General features: G+C 66.7%; 14 protein-coding genes. 8 read left to right on the top strand and 6 right to left on the bottom strand.

Annotation, left to right across the window (positions count from 1 at the left end):
• Nucleotides 1-597: 597 nt before the first annotated feature.
• Nucleotides 598-2367, bottom strand: a complete 1770-nt coding sequence (locus J8F10_RS18940) for a hypothetical protein (protein WP_210656273.1) — start codon at nt 2365-2367, stop codon at nt 598-600.
• 182 nt (nt 2368-2549) lie between these two features.
• On the opposite strand from J8F10_RS18940, the gene J8F10_RS18935 reads away from it, so the two are divergent.
• The 3 genes from J8F10_RS18935 to J8F10_RS18925 all read left to right on the top strand — a co-directional run bounded on the left by J8F10_RS18935 (nt 2550) and on the right by J8F10_RS18925 (nt 5323).
• Nucleotides 2550-2930: a hypothetical protein gene (locus J8F10_RS18935; RefSeq protein ID WP_210651472.1), complete on the top strand. Its 381-nt coding sequence runs from the start codon at nt 2550-2552 to the stop codon at nt 2928-2930.
• Between the two features lie 88 nt (nt 2931-3018).
• Nucleotides 3019-4179: a LysR family transcriptional regulator gene (locus J8F10_RS18930; RefSeq protein ID WP_210661683.1), complete on the top strand. Its 1161-nt coding sequence runs from the start codon at nt 3019-3021 to the stop codon at nt 4177-4179.
• 268 nt (nt 4180-4447) lie between these two features.
• Nucleotides 4448-5323, top strand: a complete 876-nt coding sequence (locus J8F10_RS18925; protein ID WP_210656271.1) for an alpha/beta fold hydrolase — start codon at nt 4448-4450, stop codon at nt 5321-5323.
• Nucleotides 5324-5382: 59 nt separating this feature from the next.
• Here J8F10_RS18925 and pdxA read toward each other — a convergent pair whose 3' ends face one another.
• Entirely contained in the window at nt 5383-6387 is a 1005-nt protein-coding gene (gene pdxA, locus J8F10_RS18920; RefSeq protein WP_210656269.1) for a 4-hydroxythreonine-4-phosphate dehydrogenase PdxA, read from the bottom strand.
• A gap of 153 nt (nt 6388-6540) precedes the next feature.
• Here pdxA and J8F10_RS18915 point away from each other — a divergent pair, with 153 nt between their 5' ends.
• The 3 genes from J8F10_RS18915 (at nt 6541) to J8F10_RS18905 (ending at nt 10887) form a co-directional block, all read left to right on the top strand.
• On the top strand, nt 6541-8403 hold the full coding sequence (locus J8F10_RS18915; RefSeq protein ID WP_210656267.1) for a WD40 repeat domain-containing protein: 1863 nt from the start codon (nt 6541-6543) through the stop codon (nt 8401-8403).
• Nucleotides 8404-8521: 118 nt separating this feature from the next.
• On the top strand, nt 8522-9724 hold the full coding sequence (locus J8F10_RS18910; RefSeq protein ID WP_210656265.1) for an acyltransferase family protein: 1203 nt from the start codon (nt 8522-8524) through the stop codon (nt 9722-9724).
• Between the two features lie 176 nt (nt 9725-9900).
• On the top strand, nt 9901-10887 hold the full coding sequence (locus J8F10_RS18905) for an ATP-binding response regulator (protein WP_210656263.1): 987 nt from the start codon (nt 9901-9903) through the stop codon (nt 10885-10887).
• Nucleotides 10888-10955: 68 nt separating this feature from the next.
• Here J8F10_RS18905 and J8F10_RS18900 read toward each other — a convergent pair whose 3' ends face one another.
• The 4 genes from J8F10_RS18900 to J8F10_RS18885 form a co-directional block, all read right to left on the bottom strand.
• The gene (locus J8F10_RS18900; protein WP_210656261.1) at nt 10956-11957 is read right to left on the bottom strand and encodes a WD40 repeat domain-containing protein; all 1002 of its coding nucleotides are present in this window, start codon (nt 11955-11957) and stop codon (nt 10956-10958) included.
• Nucleotides 11958-12383: 426 nt separating this feature from the next.
• Nucleotides 12384-12620, bottom strand: a complete 237-nt coding sequence (locus J8F10_RS18895; protein ID WP_210656259.1) for a hypothetical protein — start codon at nt 12618-12620, stop codon at nt 12384-12386.
• A gap of 50 nt (nt 12621-12670) precedes the next feature.
• Nucleotides 12671-13975 (bottom strand): DUF1501 domain-containing protein, encoded by a 1305-nt coding sequence (locus J8F10_RS18890; protein ID WP_246523443.1) that lies wholly within the window; start codon nt 13973-13975, stop codon nt 12671-12673.
• A gap of 88 nt (nt 13976-14063) precedes the next feature.
• Entirely contained in the window at nt 14064-15743 is a 1680-nt protein-coding gene (locus J8F10_RS18885) for a DUF1549 domain-containing protein (RefSeq protein ID WP_210656257.1), read from the bottom strand.
• A gap of 179 nt (nt 15744-15922) precedes the next feature.
• Here J8F10_RS18885 and J8F10_RS18880 point away from each other — a divergent pair, with 179 nt between their 5' ends.
• Together J8F10_RS18880 and J8F10_RS18875 are read left to right on the top strand one after the other, a co-directional pair.
• The gene (locus tag J8F10_RS18880) at nt 15923-17602 is read left to right on the top strand and encodes a hypothetical protein (RefSeq protein ID WP_210656255.1); all 1680 of its coding nucleotides are present in this window, start codon (nt 15923-15925) and stop codon (nt 17600-17602) included.
• A gap of 465 nt (nt 17603-18067) precedes the next feature.
• The gene (locus J8F10_RS18875; RefSeq protein WP_210656252.1) at nt 18068-20065 is read left to right on the top strand and encodes a PAS domain-containing hybrid sensor histidine kinase/response regulator; all 1998 of its coding nucleotides are present in this window, start codon (nt 18068-18070) and stop codon (nt 20063-20065) included.
• The last annotated feature ends 584 nt before the right edge of the window (nt 20066-20649 follow it).

Here is a 20649-nt window from a genome sequence, read left to right as displayed (position 1 = left end):
ATCATGGGTGGTGGAACCGACTTCTATCGTGGACCAGATGCGTTCACGACGCCCGGCCCGGGTGGTCCGGGCCGGAGACGCCGGTCGATTCAGTACGGCCTGGACCACCCGGGCCGGGCGATAAAGAACAACGCACCTGGGAACGCAATCGCAAGCAACCGCACCCGCGGCGGAGCGCCGCAGAGAAGGTCTCGGAACCACCACCCAAGTTTTGGCAATCTTGGCGAACCCCGCCCGCAAGGGCGGCGGGTGAAACTCACTACCAAAGGTTGACCGCCAATCACCATTGCCATTAGTTGTTGGGCTACCCACCGCCCTTGCGGGCGGGGTTCACCCGTGTTTCGCGGTGTCCGCCGCAACCGACTTCAATCGTGGACCAGATGCGTTCACGACGCCCGCCCCGGACCGGTCGGGCCGAGGACTCGGGTCGATTCAGTTCGGCCCGACCGGTCCGGGGCGGGCGAACAAGAACAACGCACCTGGGGACGCAATCGCGAGCAACTTCAACCGCGACGGAACATCGCAGCATGGTGGTCTCGGATCGCGACGGACACCGTAGCTTTCCGTGCGACCCGCTCCGTGAGCGGGGCACCCGATTCAGTTCCACTGTAACTCCGGGAATACTGCTTCCACCAGCGGCTTCCGCGTCGGGTTCTTCGCGACGAAGCCCGCAACGCCGGCCAACCCCACACGGAACTCCGGCCCGCGCACCGAGCGGAGTGCGACCGCCACCATCGGGAGCAGGTCACCGGCTTCGTCCGGGTGGTCCGTGAGGCGGTCGATAATTTGCCGTACCACGAACGGTTTCGCGCGGCTCCCGCGGTGAACGTTCAGGAGCACCGTGGCCCACAGGAACCGCACGCGCTCTGGGGAGAACTTCGTCAGCCCCGCGGGTTCCTTGGCGCGATCCTCCAGCATTCCCACGAGTCGCAACCGAATGTTGTCGTAGGGCGATTCTAATAGCCGTTGCCACACCTGGATCGCGTCGCGCGCACGCGGTTCAATCTGAAGCCATTCCCAACCGATCTCGCGCACCTCTTCAAAGCGGCTATCGAGGAACTCCAGCACCCACAGCGGGTCGAAGTCCGTTCGGCCGCTCAGCGCCTCGCACGCCCACTTCACGAGATCGGCGCGGAGCGGTTCGGCCTCCGCGTTCCGCAAGTTAAACACCGCAGTCAACTCATCTTGCGTGCGCGGCTTCTTACCTTTGAGGAAAGCAAAACCCAGGCGCGCGAGCGGAACGGGCCGCTGCATCGCGAGCCGCACCGCGGACGCGAACGTGACCTGCTCCGGCTTCACGTTGCGCTCGACCATTGTGCAAATTCGGTCGAGCAGATCGGTGCGCACTTCTTCCGTGATGCGCAACCACTGCTCGACGCTGACTTCTTCCAGTCCGCCGCGCGCTTCGAGCAGTTCGAGCGCGAGTTCGTTCAGCGCGCCGTTGGGTGCCGTCACCCACGCGAGCATCTCGTCGAGCGTGAGTTGCGCGAGCCGGTCCGGGAAGTTTTTGCGGAGCATCTGCACCGCCCACATCGCGACCGGCCGGCACTTCGCGGTCACCAACAGGTCGAAGATCGGCTCCGGGCTGCGCAGCCACAACTTGCGGAACATCGGGTCCGGCTGCAACCGCGACAGCGTTCCCCCGTCCGCGACGCGCCACCCCGCCGGCTTCGAGACAATGGTCGGCGAGTGGTGAAACAGGACGTGAACGAGGCCCCAATTGTCGAGCAGCGCGAGGCCGTCGGGAACGTCCGCGTCGGTGTAGAGTTTCAGGGCGGCGCAGACCGCGGGGATGTAGCGCGCGGGCTCCTTGCGCCCGAGCTTGCGGAAGTACCGCCACGCCCGGCGCCGGAGGTAGTTCCGGGTGGGAACCGAGAACAGAAACTTGCCCTGCGTGAACTGTTCGCGGTTCTGGCTGAACCACGGCCCCGAGTACGAGCGGTCGTCGCGCGAGAGCGTCGTGTCGCTGGGTGTGGTGACGGCTTCGTACTGCTCGTAACTGCGCGAACGATAGTTGTATTTTTGCTTCGTACTGCGCCGGCGCCGGATGGTGCGATCGAACCCGACGAGGAACCGCGCCATGATTGCGTCGTCGCCGGTCGTGTCCGCGAACTTGAACAGCCGCTTCACGAGCGGCTCGTGCCGGGGGGCGTTGAACGGGAGGTCGAGGTAGTTGAACAGCAGGCGCTTGGCTTCGATCCGCGGGTCCGTCCACCACGTCTCGGCGAACGTGGCGAGCGCGGGAGCGTTCACGCGCTGGCGGATCGCGTCCACGAACTCCGGCGCGCCCGCCTGGAACAGCCGCACCGTGCGGTCCCAGTCGGGGCCGTTTCCAGCGGGTGGTGGAGGTTTACGGTCACGGGCCATCGTCACTTCCCGAGTGTGGTGAAGAGGATGGTATGCGGTGCCCGCGCCGGGTGCAAGCGCGGTAGTCGCCCGGAACTTGGCGCCGAGGTCAGTTCACGGTTTGTTGGGGGCTAGCAGTGTTTCGAGGGCGGGATAGGAAATCCCCAACCCGTCGTCGACGCAACCTCAAGGCAGGACGAGCCATGCCGACGCCCCGCTTCACGCCCGAGGAACTCCGCCAACTCCACGACCTCGCCCGGCAGTGGGCCAAGATCGTCTCCAAGCGGGCCTTCGGCGACGACGGCCCCGGACTCGACGTGGACTTCCGAGCCATGGAGCAGATCGCCACCGCCGCGGCCCGGGGACTCACCGAGGGCACACTCGAACTGCTGCTCCAACAGCAGGCCGACAAGCTCTCCACCGAACAGCCGTGTCCGGCGTGCGGCACGCTCTGTCCCACGACGCCGCACACCCGACCGCTCACCGCGGACGGAGCCGAGGTCGAGCAGACGGAACGCAAGGCCCACTGTCCCGACTGCCGCCGGGACTTTTTCCCCCCTGCGGACGGCTCTGGGCCTGGATGAGCACGGGTACAGTTCCTCCGTCCTCGAGCGTATCGTCACCGCCGCCGCCCGGTTCGCGTCGTTCCGCGATGCCACCTTCGCCGTGCAGATGTCGCGGGTCGGCATCAGCGAGAGCCAGGTCCGCCGGCTGGCCCACAAGGTCGGGGCGGAACTGGTCGCCGAACGGGACCGGAAGGCGGTCGAGCACCGCCGCCGGCAACTGGCCTCGCGGACGGGGGTGGTTCCCGAGGTCGTCGTGGTGGAGGTCGATGGGGGGCGCATCCGTACCCGCGCGGCGGGGGCGGCCCCTGGTGTCCACGAAGCCCAGAACAAGGAGGACAAGATCGCCGGTCTGGCCACGTTGAAGGGTCCGACGTTCGCCGCCGACCCGTGCCCCGAACCGCCGGAGTCGTTCCTCTGCCCCCGCCGGGTGCAACGTCTGGTGAGCCAGATGAAGGGGCACTCGGGTCGGGACGATACCCAAGAAACCCCGGACGAATCGACCACGGCCGGAGTCGAGCCGATCGCGACCGGGTCGGCCGGGCGGTGGTCACCGGAGAAGTTGGTGCGGACGTGTGTGGCGAGCCTGGGATCGAGTTGTTCGTTCGGCCCGTTGGTGGCGGCGGAGGCCCAAGAGCGGCACTTCTACGAGGCGAGGCGCCGGGCGTTCGTGGCCGACGGGGCGGCGTACAACTGGTCGATCCACGAGGGGTACTTCCGGGACTTCGAGCCGGTCGTGGACCTGTTGCACGTGCTGTGCTACGTGTACTCGTCGGCGCGTGCGGTGGGCGGGGACGAGTCGGGCGGGTGGCGACAGTACGAGGCGTGGATGCGTTCGTGTTGGAAGGGCCGGGTCGCCGAGGTGCTGGTGGAGTTGGACGGGTGGCACGAACGCCTGGGAGAGTCGCCGGCGGGTGAGGCAAGGACGGCGGAGGACCGCCGTGACCCACGTCGGTTGGTGGCCGAGGCGAGGTGCTACCTGAGGAACAACGAGAAGCGGATGGACTACCCGAGATACCGGCGTGAGGGGTTGCCGACGACGAGCAGCCTGGTGGAGTCGCTGGTGGGTGAGTTCAGCGCTCGTGTGAAAGGGAAGCAGAAGCACTGGAACCGCCCGGACGGGGCCGAATCCATCCTGCAACTCCGGGCGGCCGTTCTGAGCGAGGACGATCGCTTGAGTCGGTACTTCACTGACCGATCCGGAAGCCCGTTCCGGAAACGGCAGCCAGTGGAGAAAGACGACACCCCAAACACGCAAACCGCGGCGTGACCTCCTTGGCGCCGAGGTTCGTCGGGGCTGCGGTGTTTCGCGGGCGAGACAGGAACGATCCGACAAATCATCGAGTAACGAGCCGGTAAATTCCCCAATAACCGGCCCATTCTGCAGCGGGGACAGGGCGGCCCACCGAACCCGGCCTGCGGGTGCGGTACGGTCGCCCTAAAATGATCTCCTCTGGGGGCGCGCAAGTGGCGCCTCCGGAGCAGCGGCTGCGTGGGACACGCGGGCCGAAAGCACTTTCGCCCATGAGGAGTTGTCTGTGAACCTGCGATTCATCGGAGCTGCGTCGTCGATCGCCTGCTTGTTTTTGGCGTCGGCCGCTGCCGGCGACGAGCCGGTCAAGAAGACCGTCAAGGCCGGCGACGGGCTGAGCATCGCCTGCGACGTCCGCGGCAAGGGGGACACGGCCCTCGTCTTCCTGCACGGCTGGGGCGGGGACCGCGAGTACTGGAAGAACCAGGCCGACGCTTTCGCCCCGGAATACACGGTCGTCACCGTCGATCAGGCGGGGCACGGCGCTTCGGGCACGGACCGTAAGGCGTGGACGGTCGAGGCCCTCGCCGGTGACGTCGAGGCGGTGGTCAAAGACTTGAAGCTCAATCGGGTGATCCTCGTCGGCCACTCGATGGGCGGGCCGGTCGCGCTGTTGGCCGCCAAGCGATTGCCGGGGACGGTCGTCGCTGTGGTGGGTGTTGACACCCTGCAGGACGCCGAAATGAAGAGGCCCGAGGAGATGGTGAAGGCGCTCACCGCCGGTCTGGAGAAGGACTTCAAGGAGACGGTGGGCGGTATGGCCGGCGGTTTGCTCCCCGAGAAGTCCGACGCCAAACTGAAGGAGTGGCTCGGGACCAAGGCGGCGAGTCGGGAACCCGCCATTGCGATCGCCCTGATAAAGGATCTCTTCGCCCTCGACCAGAAGAAGGCGTTCAAGGAGGCCGGGGTGCCGGTGCGGTGCATCAACTCGGCCGGCGGGTTCCCGTTCTTCACCCCGACGGCCGTCGAGACGAACAAGAAGTACGCCGATTACGACGCGGTCACCATCGCGGACGTCGGCCACTACCCGATGTTGGAGAAGCCGAAGGAGTTCAACGAGAAACTCCGGGACGTGCTCAAGGGCCTCGCGGCCAAGAAGTGAAATGATTCAAAAGAGGTCAGCAGCCTTTCCCGGCTGCTGATCCTCGTGACGGGCGCCCATCACTTTGCGCTCCCACAGAGCTTCGCCGCCAGTTTCACCGCCTGCACGAAACTCGACACATCAGCCACTCCCCTCCACGCGATGTCGAACGCGGTACCGTGATCGACGCTCGTGCGCACAATGGGGAGCCCGAGTGTAATATTGACCGCCTCCTCGAACGCGAGCGCCTTCAGCGGGATCAGCCCCTGATCGTGGTACATGCACACGTAAGCGTCGCACCCGGCGCGGTACTTCGGCAAGAACGCCGTGTCCGGCGGGAGCGGGCCACTCACATCAATGCCGCGCGCACGAGCGGCCTCGATCGCGGGCAGAATGATGCGCTCTTCCTCGCTATCACCGAACAGCCCGTGTTCGCCCGCGTGCGGGTTCAGCCCGCACACGAGCAGGCGCGGCGCGCGCCCGCGGATGCGCCGCATGGCTTCCGCCGTGAGGTCGATCGTGTCCCGGATGCGCTCCGCGGTGAGTAGGGCGGGCACTTCGCGGTACCCGACGTGAACGGTGACGAGGCTGCACGTGATCGCCTCGGCCGTAAGCATCATGCAGGAGCGCTCCGCGTTCGTGCGGCTCGCGAGGATCTCCGTGTGCCCGGGGAACGGGATGCCGGCCGCGTGGAGCGCCTCCTTATGAAGGGGGCCGGTGGTGATCGCGTCCACGCGCCCGGCGAGCGCCTCATCGATCGCAAAATTCACATAATCGTAAGCCGCCTTCCCGCACGCCGCCGACACCGCACCGGGTTCGACCGTGCCGGCATCGATCGCCTTCAGATCGAGAACGCACGCCGTATCGGGGGCACCGAGGTGCGCCCACTCGCTCCGGTCGAGGACCAGATCCGGTTCCGGCCACCCGAGGTGCCGGGCGACGCGCGCGAGAACGCCAGCGTCCCCGAACACCACCGGCGTGCAGAGCGCGAGTACCCGCTCGTCGCGCAGCAGCTTTAAGCACAATTCAGGGCCAACGCCGGCTGGATCGCCTGTAGTGATTGCGATTCGTGGAAGTCGCGTCATCGTGCCTTCTCGCGGGTCTGTTGCTTGCGGGGCAATTACACCGGGGTAGAATGCGAGTACTAGGTAAGTTGCGGATACTATTCGGTCTTTTATTCCGCGGCCTCCCCCAAATTGTACGGTACCACCACTCGATGCTCCCCAGAGGGACCGTTCATGTCTATTCGAGTCAGCCGGCTCCGCGTTCTCGTACCCGCGATCTTCGCGCTCTCGGCCTTCGGGCTGGTGACCGCAGCGAGCGAACCGGATCTCCCCACGCCCAAGGACGTGAAAGAGTCCGTCGACGCGCTGCGGGACGCTTACGAGAAGCACTACAAGGCGGCGGAAACCGACGCCAAGGCGAAGAAGGACCTCGCCAAGAAGCTGTACACCGAGGCCCCCAAGCGGAAAACGCCCGCGATGCAGTACGCGAGCTACGACGAGGCCCGGCAGCTCGCGGCCGGGACCGGTGACATCAAGCTCACGCTCGACGCGCTCGTGGCCCTCAGCACCAAGTTCCCGGGCGTGGACCCGAACCTGGCCCCGGACACGCTCAAGCTGCTCGGCGACGGGGCACTGGTATCGACCGACGACACCGGGCTCATCCCGCTCGCGACCGAGGCCGGCGCGTCCGCCCTGGACCGCGAAGACTTTGCGACCGCGGTCGTGCTCGGCAAGCTGCTCGCGACGGCCGCCAAGAAAGCCGAAGACCCGGACGCGACGATGGAAGCGCGCAAGCTGCTGAGCCGGGCCGAATCGCTCACGGCCGCGGTCGCGACCATCAAGACGAAGCCGAACGACCCCGCGGCGAACGAGACGCTCGGGCAGTACTGGACCTTCACCCGCGGGCGCTGGGACATGGGGTTGAAGTACCTCGAGAAGGCGGCGAACAAGGATCTCGCGGCGGCCGCGGCGAAGGACCTCGCGAACCCCAAGACCTCGAAGGAACGCGCCGCGGTCGCCGATGCGTGGTACAAGCTCGCGCGGGACTACCGGGGCGCGGAGCACCGGCGCGTGATCGACCGCGCCTGGGAGTGGTACTCGGCGGCCCTCGTGATCGCGGCGGGCGACGAGGAACTCAAGGTCGGCGAGCGGGTCAAGGAGATCGAGAAGAACTACCCGGAACTGTTCAACGTGACGTTCGCCGGCCACACCGGGGCCACGGCCGCCATCGCCGTCACGCCCAACGGCAAGACCCTCGTCTCGGTCAGCAACGACAACTCGGTCCGCCTCTGGGACGCCACGACGGGGCGCCTCCAGAAGGTGCTCGAGGGGCACACGTCCTGGGTCGGGAGCGTGGTCCTCACGCCCGACAGCGCGCAAGCGGTGACCGCCGGCGGGGACAACACGATTCGCGTTTGGGACCTGCAATCGGGTAAGGAAGTGGCCCAGTTGAAGGGGCACGCGGTCGCGATCCGCGGGCTGGCCCTCACCGCCGACGGCAAGACGCTGATCTCCGGTGCGAGCGACAAGACGTGCCGCGCGTGGGACCTGAAGTCGGGTAAGGAGCTGAAGCGGTACGGCGAGGGGAAGGATTCCGTGGAGAGCGTCGCCGTCACCCCGGACGGCAAGAGCGTGCTGGTCGGCAACGACGCGGGCGTGGTCACCGTGTACGACGCGAAGTCGGGCGACATTGTGAGCAAGTTCGACAAGCACGACGGCATGATGGTCTACACCATCGTCACCAGTGCCGACGGGAAGACTGCGATCTCCGGGGCGCGCGGCAAAGACGTTCACGTGTGGGACATCGCCACCGGCAAGGAGCTCCGCCGGTTCAAGGGGCACACCGAGCAGGTGTACCAGATCGCCCTCAGCCCCGACGGTAAGCTCGTGGCGTCCGCGAGCTTCGACAAGACGGTCCGCATCTGGGACTTCGAGAGCGGCAAAGAGCTGAAGAAGCTGGAGGGCCACGCGGACGGCGTCCAGGGGGTGTGCTTCACGCCCGACAGCCGGTTCGTGCTCTCCGCGAGCTGGGACAAGACCGTCCGCAAGTGGCGCCTGCCGCTGTTCCCGAGCGGGAACAACAAGCGGGTGGACTAACGAGCGCGCGGGGTGGGGAATAGAGTGGGGAGTGAGGAGCGGAGAGCGAACCGGGGGAACGTACCCGGCCCTCTCGCTTCTCGCTCCCCGCTCTTCATTTTTCACCCCCAGAGGTGCCATGTCCGCGCCTGAACAACCACCTCGCGCGTCGCTCCCCGCTCCGTCGCGCATCGGGTCCGTGGATGCGTACCGCGGCTTTGTCATGTTCCTGATGCTGGCGGAAGTGCTACACTTCGACAAGCTAAAGAACAGCTTCCCGAATTCCGAGTTCTGGAGTTTTCTCGCCCACCACCAGGACCACGTCGCGTGGCGCGGGTGCTCGCTGCACGATCTGATTCAGCCGTCGTTCTCCTTTCTGGTGGGGGTCGCTCTACCCTTCTCGCTGGCGTCGCGCGCGGCCCGCACGGAAGCGGCCTGGGTGAGTTGGCTGCACGCTTTCTGGCGCGCGTTCCTGCTCGTCGCCCTCGGCGTGTTCCTGCGCTCGGTCGGGAAGGCGCAAACGAATTTCACGTTTGAAGACACGCTCTCGCAGATCGGCCTCGGGTACGTGTTCCTGTTCGCGCTGGGGCGCGTGCGCCCCGTGTGGCAGTGGGGCGCGTGTGGCGCCATCCTCGTGGGCTATTGGGGCTTGTTCGCACTGTACCCGCTCCCCGCACCGGACTTCGACTACCGCGCCGTGAGCGGACTGCCCGAGGCGGAGCGCCCGACCGGGTTCGCGGCCCACTGGGACAAGAACACCAACGCGGCGTGGGCGTTCGACGTGTGGTTCCTCAACCTGTTCCCGCGCGAAGTGCCGTTCACTCACAACCGCGGCGGCTACGCGACCCTCAGTTTCATCCCGACGCTCGCGACAATGATCCTCGGGCTGATTGCCGGCGGGTGGCTGCGCGCGTCATCGGCACCCGGCGCGAAGATCGGGCGGTTCGTCGCGGTGGGGCTCGCGCTCCTGGCGTCGGGCTACGCACTCGACGCGGCCGGCATTTGCCCGAGCGTGAAGCGCATCTGGACGCCCGCGTGGGTGCTGCTCAGCGGCGGGTGGTGTTTCCTGTTGCTCGCGCTGTTCGCGGCCCTTCTCGATACCGGGTTACCCGGCGGGTGGGCGTTTCCGCTGAAGGTGATCGGCGCGAACTCGATCGCGGCCTACGTCGGCGAGCACCTGATTAAAGGTTTCGTACTCGATTCATTCAGAACCCACCTCGGCGCGAACATCTTCACTCAGGCGGGACCGTATGAACCGCTCGCGAGCGGGGTGACGTTCCTGGTCGTGTTCTGGCTCGTCCTCTGGTGGATGTACCGGCACAAAGTGTTCGTCCGCATCTGACTCTTCCCTTCGCGCGAGCGCGGATAATTCGCGCTCGCGCGAAATCGCGGACGGTCCGCGGGAGAAATGCGCCGCGGCCCCGGCCCCCGGCACGCGCGCCGGGCGGTACTGTTCTACGCTGGGCTTCACACACTCGCGCGGTCCGATTGGTCACAGCCGTGGAAGGTACGTAGCTCATGCCCGCCCCAGTAGGTGCTCTCGTGGATACCCCCCCGGCCCCGCTTTACGCCCCCGGCGCACCGAAATCGACTGCACAGGCCGTCCCGACCATTCTCCTGGTCGACGATTCGTCCGTTCAGCGCCGGATCGTCCACTCACTGCTCGATGGGGCCGGAACCTGGAACGTCGTTCACGCCGCGGACGGGGTCTCGGCGCTGCAGCAGATCGAGCGGGAACAGCCGGACCTGGTCCTCACCGACGTGTACATGCCGAAGATGGACGGGTTGGCCCTGGTCGAACAGGTGCGCGACCGGTTCCCGGGCGTGCCGGTCGTCCTGATGACCGGGCACGGGAGCGAGCAGGTCGCGGTCAGCGCGCTCAAAGCGGGGGCGGCGGACTACGTCCCGAAGCGGGCGATGGTGAGCGAACTCGGGCGCATCCTGGAACGGGTGCTCACGAACGCCCGCACGGAATCGGACCGCGTGCGCCTGTTCTCCGGCATGACCGGGCGCGTGAGCCGGTTCGTGCTCGACAACGACCCGCGGCTGATCGGCCCCCTGGTCGCCCAGATCCGCGACGACCTGCTCGCGGTGGGCGTGTGCAACCGCAACGGGGTCACGCGCGTCGGCATCGCCCTCGAAGAAGCGCTCCTGAACGCGATCTACCACGGGAACCTGGAGGTCAGTTCCCAGTTGAAGGAGAACGGCGACGGACCGTTCTGTGAGCTCGCGCACGCGCGCCGCACCCAGGCCCCCTACGCCGCGCGCCGCGTGCGCGTGGTGGCCCGCGTGACGCCGCGGCGGGCGATGTTCGTGGTCGCGGACGAGGGTCCGGGGTTCGATGTGAACAGTCTGCCGGACCCGGCCACCCCGGAACTCCTCGAGCGCCCCAGCGGGCGCGGGCTGCTCCTGATGCGCTCGTTCATGGACCAAGTGCGGTTCAACGCGATCGGCAACCGGGTCACGCTCGTGAAAAGCCAGATCAGTTGCACACGGGACGATTGACCCGCCGGCAAGATAACGGGGCGCGCCCGCGAAAAGCGGCACCCGTTTCCCACGGACGCCGCGTGGCGCTAACCGAGTTTGTGGACCGCGATCCGGTTGTGGCCGACGCTCGTGATGAGGTCGCCCGCGGTCGAGATGGCGAAGTCGTGAACGTGCATCATCAGCTTTTCCTGGCGCAGCGTCTTCTTGTTGGTCGGGTCGAAGAAGCACAGGAACCCTTCACCCGCCCCGCCGCCGCCCACGAGCCAGGATCCGTCCGGCGCCCACGCGAGCCGGTTCACCAGCCCCACGAACTTGTCGCCCGGGAACTCGGCCGTCCGCTTACCGGCTCTCCAGTCGAACACCTCCACGCGCGCTTTGCCCTCGAGGTGGTCGATGTTCCCGACCTGCCCCATCCCGCCGACCGCGAGTGACTTGCCGTCCGGCGAGAACGCGAGCGAGCGGATGCCGCCGATCGAGTGGAGCCGCTGCACCTTGTCCCAGGTGTACATGACGGGCGCTTCGCAGACCGACAGTTCCTTACCGGTCGCCGCGTCCCACACGACGACGTGCCCCGCCTTGTCGCCGGTCGCGATCAACTTGCCGTCCGCCGAAAAGGTGACCGCGTACAACATGGAGGCGAAATCGTTGGGCGTCTTCTCCTTGTGCCCCTTCAGCGCGTGAACGAGCTTACCCGTCGCCGCGTCCCACACCTTGCACACCATGTCGTCGGCCACGCTCGCGACGAGCTTCCCGTCCGGCGCCGCGACCACCTTGCGAATCCACTTCGCGTGCGCGTCCGTCGTGCGGACCTTCTCCCCCTCGTCCGTATCGAACCACACGAGTTTGCCGTCGTAGCTGCCGCTCACGAGCGCGGCGCCCGCGAGCGCGACGCCGGTGACGTAGCTCTCGTGCGCGTAGAGTTCTTTGGGTTCAAACTTCGGCGCGGCGAAGTCGGCCCGGTACACCTTGAAGTCCGAGCACCCGAGGTACGCGGTGTCGGACCCGTCCGCGCGCGCGATCGCGAACGTGATCGTCGGCCGGGAGAAGTCCTTGACCAATTTGAGGCTGTCGGGGAGGGGAGTTTTCATGGCGACGAAGTGGACGTTGAGGTAGGTGGGTATCGGAACCAGAAGTCGGTGGCGTTTCCGCCGTATTCACCGAGGCGGAGTAACGGCAGCCCGACGAGGCCCACGAAGTCGGAATGGGACCGCGCGGCTGCGGCCGCTGCTCGATCGTTTCCAAAAGCGAGAACCAGTTCAACAATCCCAGGTCGGGATTGTGCCATTGAATCCAACCACCTTCGAGTTCGCCAAAATTGCTCTGACGATTTCGTGACGGAGCGACACGAAGCGCGTTCATGAGGTCGGTACGGATGATAATTCCGGCCGGGCTGCCGGTATCCGCAACTAGGTCAAGGCTCATTACGGTCCGGTCCGGAGCACGGAACCCTAAACAGAGCCAGGGCCGTGGACCGCGATAGGGGTTGCGCTGTTCGGGCATTGGGCGTCCCGTGTCTAAAGAATCTCGAGATAATCTGGGGTATCGTCTCCCGCGCGCTCAATGAGCGCGTCCCAGAGATCGATTCCCAAGGCGTGCAGTTTCTCGCGCAGCTTGTCGAAATTCGCATCGTCGGTAACGATCTTTCCGCCCGCAATCGCTACGAACTGTTTGGGCGGGTAAGTCGCGTCGATTGTTGGCTTCAGCCGCGGAAACGCGGTCTCGTTGACGGCGCGGTGCTCTTCGCGGGTCATGTGTCATCTCCGATAAACGGGCGTCGGTCCATGATACCGCGCGTCCGCTTTCACTGCAGCACGGCGGAGATCGGATGCACGCCGGGGTTCACGAGCGGGATCGGCCGGCTGCCGACCTGGTAGTTCTTGTCCGGGTCGAGGCCGAGGGCCGAGTAGATCGTCGCGAACAGGCTGCCCGCGTCCGCCTCTTCGGACACAACAGTTTGTCCCTTCGGGTCGGTCTTGCCGTACACCGAGCCGCGCTTGATGCCGCACCCCGTGATGGTGCTGCTCCACGCGCTCGCGAAGTGGTCGCGCCCCAAGCTCGCGTTGATGCCCGGCGTGCGGCCGAACTCGGAGAGCGTGATGACCATCACGTCGTCGAGCATCCCGCGCTCGCCGAGGTCGTCGATCAGCGTCGCCATGACGTGATCGAGTTCGGGCACCATCTCCTGGTGCGTCTCGAAGTTCTGCCCGTGGCTGTCCCACCACGCGCGCCCGACGCGGACGAACGGCACCCCGGCTTCCACCAATCGCCGGGCGATCAGCACCTGCTCGCCGAACTGCGTCGGGCCGTAGCGGTCGCGGACCTTCTGCGGTTCCTGGGTGATGTCGAACAGTTTCTCGCTGGCCATGATCCCGCGGACGCGCTGGTACGCTTCGTTCTGACTGCTCATCGTTTCGGAACTGCGGCCCCGGCCGAACTGCTTGCCCAACAGATCGCGGAGTTCCCCGCGTTCCTGGTGATCGAGATCGGTGATGCCGTCGAGCTTCTTGATGAACTCCGGGTAGTTGCTCGTGGTCAATTCCATCGGGGCGTAGCGCGACCCGAGGAACCCGGCGTCGCCGGGCGCCATGCTGCGGCCCTCGGTCTGCGTGTAGAACGTGACGTAGTCGGGCACCTTGCTGTCCGCGCGGCCCATTTCGCGCGCGACCACGGCCCCGAGGTCCGGGTAGCGCAGGGCCGCTTCGTCGCGCCGGCCGCGCATCATGGTTTGGGCCGCGCTACCGTGGTCGCCGTTCTTGGTGTTCAGCCCGCGGATCAGACACGTGGTCTTCATCCGCGCCGCCATTTTCGGCATCAGCTCCGAAATGCGCAGGCCGGGCACATCGGTCTGGATCGAGCGGAACGGCCCGCCCGTGGGGGCGCCCGGCTTCGGGTCCCACGTTTCGAGCTGCGACGCCCCGCCCGCGAGCCACAACAGGATGATGCGCTTCTGCGTCTTCTTGAGCGCGCCGTTCACACCGGGTGCGGCGAGCGCGTTGAGCGCAGTCATATCGGCAGCGACCGCAGCGCCGGCGGCCGCGATACCCCCCAGGAACCCGCGGCGATTGATGGCGTGGGCCGCGGAACCGCAGAACGTGTTACGGGCCATGATTGCCTCGTGTTAAGTGAACCCCGACCGCGAGGTCGGGGGTGCATGTCGCAGGTCGGAGGTGCGTGTCACAGGTCGGGGGCAAACGTTAATAGCTGAATCGGAACTCGGGCGCGGTCACGAGCGCCCAGAGCACCTGACGGTAGGCTTCGGGCTCGCGCCCCTTGCGCTTTTCGATGTAAGCGACGAGCGCCGTTGTTTCGGGCTCGGTTGCGGCGCGCCCGTAGGCGGTCTTCACGAGGAACTCGACCGCCTCTTTCGGTTCCTTCATCTGCTTCACGCGCCCGAGGGCCGTGCCCGGTGCGTCCGTGAGGAACTCTTTCATCACGCGGTCGCCGTTGCTGAACAGGAGCGCTTCGCCGACGCCGATCTGGAAGTTGTCGGCCGGCTGCGCGAGTTGCGCGGCGAGCCCGCGCGCGGAGGATTCGAGCTGCTCCATCCGCTTCTCGAACTCTTCGGGCTTCAGCTTGTCGAAGCTCGCGGGGTCCGCGGCCGCGAGCTTCAGGGACGTGGCGAGTTGCAGCGGCGTCATCGGCTTGAGGCGCGCGACCGCGAACATTTTGTGCGAAGGGAGGCTCTCGGACGCCTCGAACCGGCTGCTCCGCGAGTACGCCTTGCTCATCACGATCCCGCGCACCAGGCGCTTGATATCGTACCCGTTGGCCGAGGTGTCCCGCGCGAGCCACGCGAGCAGTTCCGGGTGACTCGGCCGGTTCTCGCTGTGCATCTGATCGAGCGGGCTGACGAGGCCCGTGCCGAGGAACCGGTGCCACAGGCGGTTACTGAGCGACCGCGCGAAGAAGTCCGCGTTCTCTCCCTTAAGAGCGACTTCGACGAGCTTGGCCCGTGCGCTGAACTTCGGCGCGGGCGGCGGGGCCTTCGCGGTCCGGGCCTTGTCGAGCGCGTCCTTTTCGGCCTTCTGGTCCGCGGCGCTCGGCTCCTTCGCGCTCGCGTCCTCGAGGGTGGTTCCGGTGAGGAACATCATCTTCGCGGTGCGCTCCGGGCCTTTGGTCGGCTTGTACTTCACGGTGCCGTACCCGCGCTCCCCGAGGAACCCGCCGTTGTCGAACGTGCGCGCGAGGAACGCTTTCATCCCGTAAAAGTGATCCTGGGTCCAGTCCTCGACGTGCGGGTGGTTGTGGCACTGCGCGCAGCTCACGTTCACCCCGAAGAACGCGACGCTCACATCGGCGGTGAGTTTGTCGGCGTCGGCGACGCGCCCGCGAATGAACTCCGCAGCGCCCTTCAACTTCGGGTCGGCCTCGTTGGGCAGCATCACTTCGCGGAAGATCCGGTCCCAGGGCTTGTTCTCTTTTAGCGCGTCGGCGAGGTACGCGCGAAGTGCGCCCCCGCGGCGCTCGCCGTCGGGGTTGAGCATGACGTCGAAGAGGGCGGCCTGGTGCCGGACGAACCCCGGCGCCGCGATCAGCCGGTCGACCAATTTCGCGCGCTTGTTCGGGTCGGTCGACTTGACGTAGGCATCGACCTCGCCCGTCGTCGGGATGCGCCCCACGAGGTCGAGCGTGAGTCGGCGAATGATGGTCGCGTCGTCGGCCTGCTCCGCGGTCGCGATACCGGCCTCGGCGATCGCGGCGTCCACGAACTGGTCGATAACTTGCTCAACGGGGAGCAACCCGGACGCGACGAGTGCGCGGGGGGCGGGAACGGGGGCCGGTTCAACGACCCGCGGCGCCGGCGCGCGGTCCGCCGCTTCGGTCGCTACGGGTACGAGCACACAAACGGCGGCGAGCAGCAAACGGAGCCGCATGAAGGGTGCTCCTGGTAGGCGGGTTAATTGGTCGCGGTACAAGCCGTGGCGGGAGAATTCGGCGGGCAGGTCTCACAAAAGTATAACATCGGCCAATAGCGACGCCAGCGCAAACCGTGGCGCCCGGAATCGATTCGTCCCCAACGCTGTCCCTTAATGTGGCGGAACACGTTCCTCTCATGTTGAATGTTCACCTTCGGATCAACGCCGCGACCACGAACCGACCGGTCCCCGTTCGCGTGCGCATCACCGGACCGGACGGAACCCACTACGCGCCGCTCGGCCGGTCCGCGGAGTTCGCCGGCGGGCGCAACGAGGACGTCGGCGGTCACCTGAGAATCGGGCGCGAGCGCTGGTTCTACATTGATGGCGCGTGTGAAGTGCCGCTCCCGGCCGGCGTGCCGCTCCGGGTACAAGCCGCGAAGGGGCCGGAATGGACACCACTCGACGCGCCCGTCACCCTCGGCGCCGGGCAAATTTCCCTGCGGTTCACAATCGAGCGCTGGATCGACACGCGCGCGGAAGGCTGGGTGACGTTTGATGCGCGGAGCCATTTCCTCCCGCCGCACGCGGCGCTCCTCGAAGCCCGAGCCGAAGACCTGACTTCCGTGAACGTGCTGGCGACACCGATCCCGGTCCTGGCGATGGACGCCAACACGTACACCACCACGCCGAACCTGCTCGCGTTCAGCGGGCAAGTTCCCGCACTGGAGCGCGACGGGCACGCGGTCATCGTCAACACCTTCAACACTCACCCGGTGTTGGGGAAGGTGTCGCTCCTGAACTCGCACCGCCCGGTGTTTCCCCTCACCTTCGGCGGCGAAGATTCCGACGATTGGGGCATCTGCGACTGGTGCGACCAGTGCCACCGCAAGGGCGGATTGGTGGTGTGGGTCGATGCGTTCGAGCCGACCGGCGGGGTAACCGGAGGCGAGGCGCTCGTCGCCGCGATTCTGGGGAAGATTGATGCGATCGAAGTGTGCGCGAAACCGCGCAAGTCGCCGCTAATGCCGTGGGTGTACCGGCTCTGGGACGCGGGGGTGATGGTGCCGCTCGTCGGCGCGAGCGGCAAGGACTCGAACGCGGTGCCGCTCGGCGCGATGCGGACCTACGCGCGGGAGCAATCTCCCCCCCCGGCTCCCCTCCCTAAAGGGAAGGGGGAGGAGCAAAGACAACCTAACCCCCTAACCCCCTTCCCTAAGAAGGAAGGGGGAACAGAACCAAATACGACGGGCATCACGCCACAAGCGCCGGTATTAAGCCCCTCTCCGCTTAGGGGAGGGGTTGGGGAGGGGTTGCAGATACAACCTACCCCCCCGGGCCCCCTCCCTAAAGGGAAGGGGGAGCTGGCGCGCGAAATCGCTGGGCATAAAGCCATGCCCATGTCCGATGGTTCTTTCTCCCCCTCACTAGAAGCGAGGGGGGCGGGGGGGGGAGGTTCTTCCTGGCTCGCGGCCGTTCGCGCCGGGAGCACGTTCGTGACAGCGGGTCCGCTCCTCACGTTCGCGGTCGAGGGCCAGCGCGCGAGTGCCTCCCAACGGGCGCCCTTCGAGTCACGACCCGTGGAGATCGTCGCGAACGGTGACGTCGTCGCATCAAACGCGCGCGCGGAAGCAACGATCAGCGCGCCCGGTTGGGTGGCAGCGCGCGTGATGGGTTCGGCCGGTTTCGCGCACACATCGCCGGTCGTTGTGGGCTCGCCGACCCGAAATCCGGACGCGGTCGCGGCGCTGCGAGGGCTGATCGAGCAGATGTGCGAATGGGTCGAAACCCAGGGCCGGTTCGCGAACCCCAAGCGGAAACAAACACTGCTCGACCGGTGCGCGGAAGCCGCACAAAAACTGGGAGCCGGCACGTGACGCGGGGGCCGAACTGCTCCACTCATGGAAATGGCCACGCGGCCCGAGTTTCTGGATTTACAGATGGAAGAGATCCGCGTGGCGCCCGCCACGACTCCACCAGTCCCGGGGGAGAAACCTCGCCGGGGTGGTAGTCGACATGGTGCGTCCGGGCCGCGAATCGCTCTGCAACCCGAATCCGGGGCTGATTTTAGAATCAGAAATGGTACTAATCACCCGGGGCCTGTGCCGACAGTTGGATCGGCTCGAAGAGTTCGTGCCCTCCGGGAAAACGTGGCCCAGCCCCCGTCAGCAACCGACCGACGTGCCGGCAACCATTTGATCTTCCACGTAGCGGTGCTTTGAGTTAGTTTCTGCGCAGGGGCGATTGCGCCCGAATTGCGCCGCGGTACGGTTTCCTCGTACCGACCTTCTATAATCCGCGGAAGTCCTTGTTGGCGATTGTTCTACCGCCCAGAGCAGCCGATGTCAGACTCGCCCGTTACCCCCGTCCCGCCCACCGGCGCCGGTGCCGAAACCGAGCGCCTGCTCCGGCTCGCGCACCAGAAGCTCGTTGCGCACGCCGAAAACACCCCGCTGGTCGTGATCGAGTGGGACCACGAGACCCGGATCTCGCGGTGGAACGCCCAGGCCGAGCGCGTGTTCGGGTGGTCGGCCGCGGAGGTGATCGGCAAGGGCCTGTTCGACTGGCACTTCGTTCACGAGGACCACTACGAGTTGGCCCGCCAGATCACGCGCGACACGTTCGCCGGGGGCCGGGCGCGGCGCGTGCTCGTCACCCCGAATTACACGAAGAGCGGCGGCCTCGTCTGGTGCGAGTGGTACACCTCCGTCCTGTTCGACGACGCGAAGCAGCCGCTCTCGACCCTGTCGCTGGCCCTGGACGTGACCCCGTACCGGGCCACGGCGGAAGCACTGGAGCTGAGCCGCACCCGGCTCACGGCGGCGCTGGACGGGGCGAAGATGCTCGCCTGGGACATGGATCTGACCACGAACAGGTGGGAGACCACGCTCGACATCCCCGACTTCTACGGCGTCCCGCGCGGGCCGGACTACTCGAACCCCGAACTCGCGCTCCACGCGGTTCACCCGGACGACACGGCCCTGGTGACCGGCGGGCGCCAGCGGGCGATCGACACCGGCGAGCCGATGCGGTACGAGTTCCGCGGGCGCGCCCCGGCCCCGGACGGGTTCCCGCGGTGGTTCTCGACCCGCGGTCAGGTGCTCCGCGACGCCTCCGGGAGGCCCGCCCGAATCATTGCCGTCACGTCCGACATCACGGAACTCAAGCGCGCCGAGGAGCAGCGCGAGGCGCTCAACCGGCAGCTCCGCGACGCGGCGAAGTGGGAGAGCTTGGGGGTGCTCGCGGGCGGCGTGGCGCACGACTTCAACAACATCCTCACCGTCGTACTGGGGAGCGCGAACTTGGCCCGGCGCGGGCTGCCCGCCAACTCGTCCGCGGCCGCTTACCTGGACCAGATCGAGCAATCGTGCCGGCGCGCCGCGGAGGTGTGCCGGCAGATGCTCGCCTACGCGGGGCGGAACCTGGGCGGGGCCGCGCGGATCGACCTCACGCCCCTGGTCCGCGAGTCCGCGCCGCTGCTGGCCGGCCCCGCCGCCCCGCACACCGTCCGGTACGAACTCGCGAACGACCTCCCGCTGACGCACGCCGATTCCGCCCAGGTCCGACAGGTGCTGGTGAACCTCGTGACGAACGCGGCCGAGGCGCTCGCGGGCGCCCCGGGCGAGATCGCGGTGAGCACCAGTTCCACCGAGGTGCCGCCCGGGATGCCCGACGGCACGTTCCACCTCGCGCCCGCGCCGGGCCGGTACGCGCGCCTCGCGGTCGGCGACACCGGCCCGGGGGTATCGGCCGAGGTCCGCGCCCGGATGTTCGACCCGTTCTATTCGACCAAGTTCACCGGGCGCGGGTTGGGGTTGGCGGCCGTGCTCGGGATCGTTCGTGCCCACAAGGGCGGCATCCGCGTCGAGAGCGCGCCGGGCGCGGGCACCACCGTGGCCGTGTACTGGCCGGGGCCGGTCGAACAGGTTTCACCCCCATTAACGCCCAGCCCGTCCCCGCGGACCACGAGCGCCGCACTGGTGATCGACGACGAGATGTTCGTCCGCGAGGTAACGGCTTCGACGCTGGAAGAACTGGGGTACACGGCGATTCTGGCCGCGGACGGGGCCTCCGGGGTCGAACAGTTCCACCGGAACCGCGACGCGATCAAGGTCGCGGTGATCGACGTGATGATGCCGGGGGTGACCGGCGATCAGGTTCTCAAGACGCTCCGGCTGTTTGCGCCGAAACTGCCCGCGGTCCTCGTCAGCGGGTTCACGGACAACCGCATCGTGACGGCCGAGTTCGGCCCCCACACCGAGTTCCTTCAGAAGCCGTTCCACCCCGAGGATTTAATGAACATCGTGCGCCGCCTCACAGAAGAGTCGGGGATGAAGTGAGGTAACAAGTCGGCCCCAGATCCTTTCGGGAAGGCTCCTTCTTACCCGCTAATTCGTCACGGTGGCGCGATTCATCCTGGCCATCATCTCGGTTCTCACCCGGTGGGCGTGGCCCCGCTACGAACCGGACCTCCGCGGCGGGAGTTCAACGTCAGTTAAAGTGGCTGAACCCTTCTTATTACACTTGTTGTGGCGATTATTACGGGCGAACAGATCGCACGGAGAACGCCCGGCGCGACTCTTGCGCGCTGCGTATTTGTTGCGCGCGTTCTGTTGCGAAAAATAGGGCCGTGAGCAAAATTAGTGAAGTTGGGCGACGGAAGACGACGAGCGGCAGGCCGCTGCTAGTGTGAGGGGGGTCTGTGATGCTCCGCCGGTCGGTCTTGATTGCCGCTGCCGCAGTTCTCGTTGCGGCCCAAACGGGCTGTCGGTCGAATTGCAGCGATTGGCGCCCGGGGTGGTTCACATCACACTCGCGGCCCGCGGCTCCGTGCCAAACGGTCGGTCGCAGTAGTGGGTGCTTCGACGCGGCGACCGGTCAACCGGTGCCCTGCCCACCCGGAACACCTTCCACCGTGGTTCCC

Origin of the sequence: Gemmata palustris, assembly GCF_017939745.1 — a bacterium.
GTDB classification, from domain to species: Bacteria; Planctomycetota; Planctomycetia; order Gemmatales; family Gemmataceae; genus Gemmata; species Gemmata palustris.
The sequence above is the reverse complement of the archived record's forward strand: the minus strand, read 5'-3'. Positions and strand labels throughout refer to the sequence as shown.

Bases quoted from the DNA above. Each gene is read 5' to 3' on its own strand.
- J8F10_RS18895 (WP_210656259.1), bottom strand. From the start codon at position 12,620: ATGACCCGCGAAGAGCACCGCGCCGTCAACGAGACCGCGTTTCCGCGG.
- J8F10_RS18880 (WP_210656255.1), top strand. From the start codon at position 15,923: ATGTTGAATGTTCACCTTCGGATCAACGCCGCGACCACGAACCGACCG.
- pdxA (WP_210656269.1), bottom strand. From the start codon at position 6,387: ATGACGCGACTTCCACGAATCGCAATCACTACAGGCGATCCAGCCGGC.
- J8F10_RS18900 (WP_210656261.1), bottom strand. From the start codon at position 11,957: ATGAAAACTCCCCTCCCCGACAGCCTCAAATTGGTCAAGGACTTCTCC.
- J8F10_RS18935 (WP_210651472.1), top strand. From the start codon at position 2,550: ATGCCGACGCCCCGCTTCACGCCCGAGGAACTCCGCCAACTCCACGAC.
- J8F10_RS18905 (WP_210656263.1), top strand. From the start codon at position 9,901: ATGCCCGCCCCAGTAGGTGCTCTCGTGGATACCCCCCCGGCCCCGCTT.
- J8F10_RS18875 (WP_210656252.1), top strand. From the start codon at position 18,068: ATGTCAGACTCGCCCGTTACCCCCGTCCCGCCCACCGGCGCCGGTGCC.
- J8F10_RS18940 (WP_210656273.1), bottom strand. From the start codon at position 2,367: ATGGCCCGTGACCGTAAACCTCCACCACCCGCTGGAAACGGCCCCGAC.
- J8F10_RS18915 (WP_210656267.1), top strand. From the start codon at position 6,541: ATGTCTATTCGAGTCAGCCGGCTCCGCGTTCTCGTACCCGCGATCTTC.
- J8F10_RS18930 (WP_210661683.1), top strand. From the start codon at position 3,019: ATGTCGCGGGTCGGCATCAGCGAGAGCCAGGTCCGCCGGCTGGCCCAC.
- J8F10_RS18910 (WP_210656265.1), top strand. From the start codon at position 8,522: ATGTCCGCGCCTGAACAACCACCTCGCGCGTCGCTCCCCGCTCCGTCG.
- J8F10_RS18890 (WP_246523443.1), bottom strand. From the start codon at position 13,975: ATGGCCCGTAACACGTTCTGCGGTTCCGCGGCCCACGCCATCAATCGC.
- J8F10_RS18885 (WP_210656257.1), bottom strand. From the start codon at position 15,743: ATGCGGCTCCGTTTGCTGCTCGCCGCCGTTTGTGTGCTCGTACCCGTA.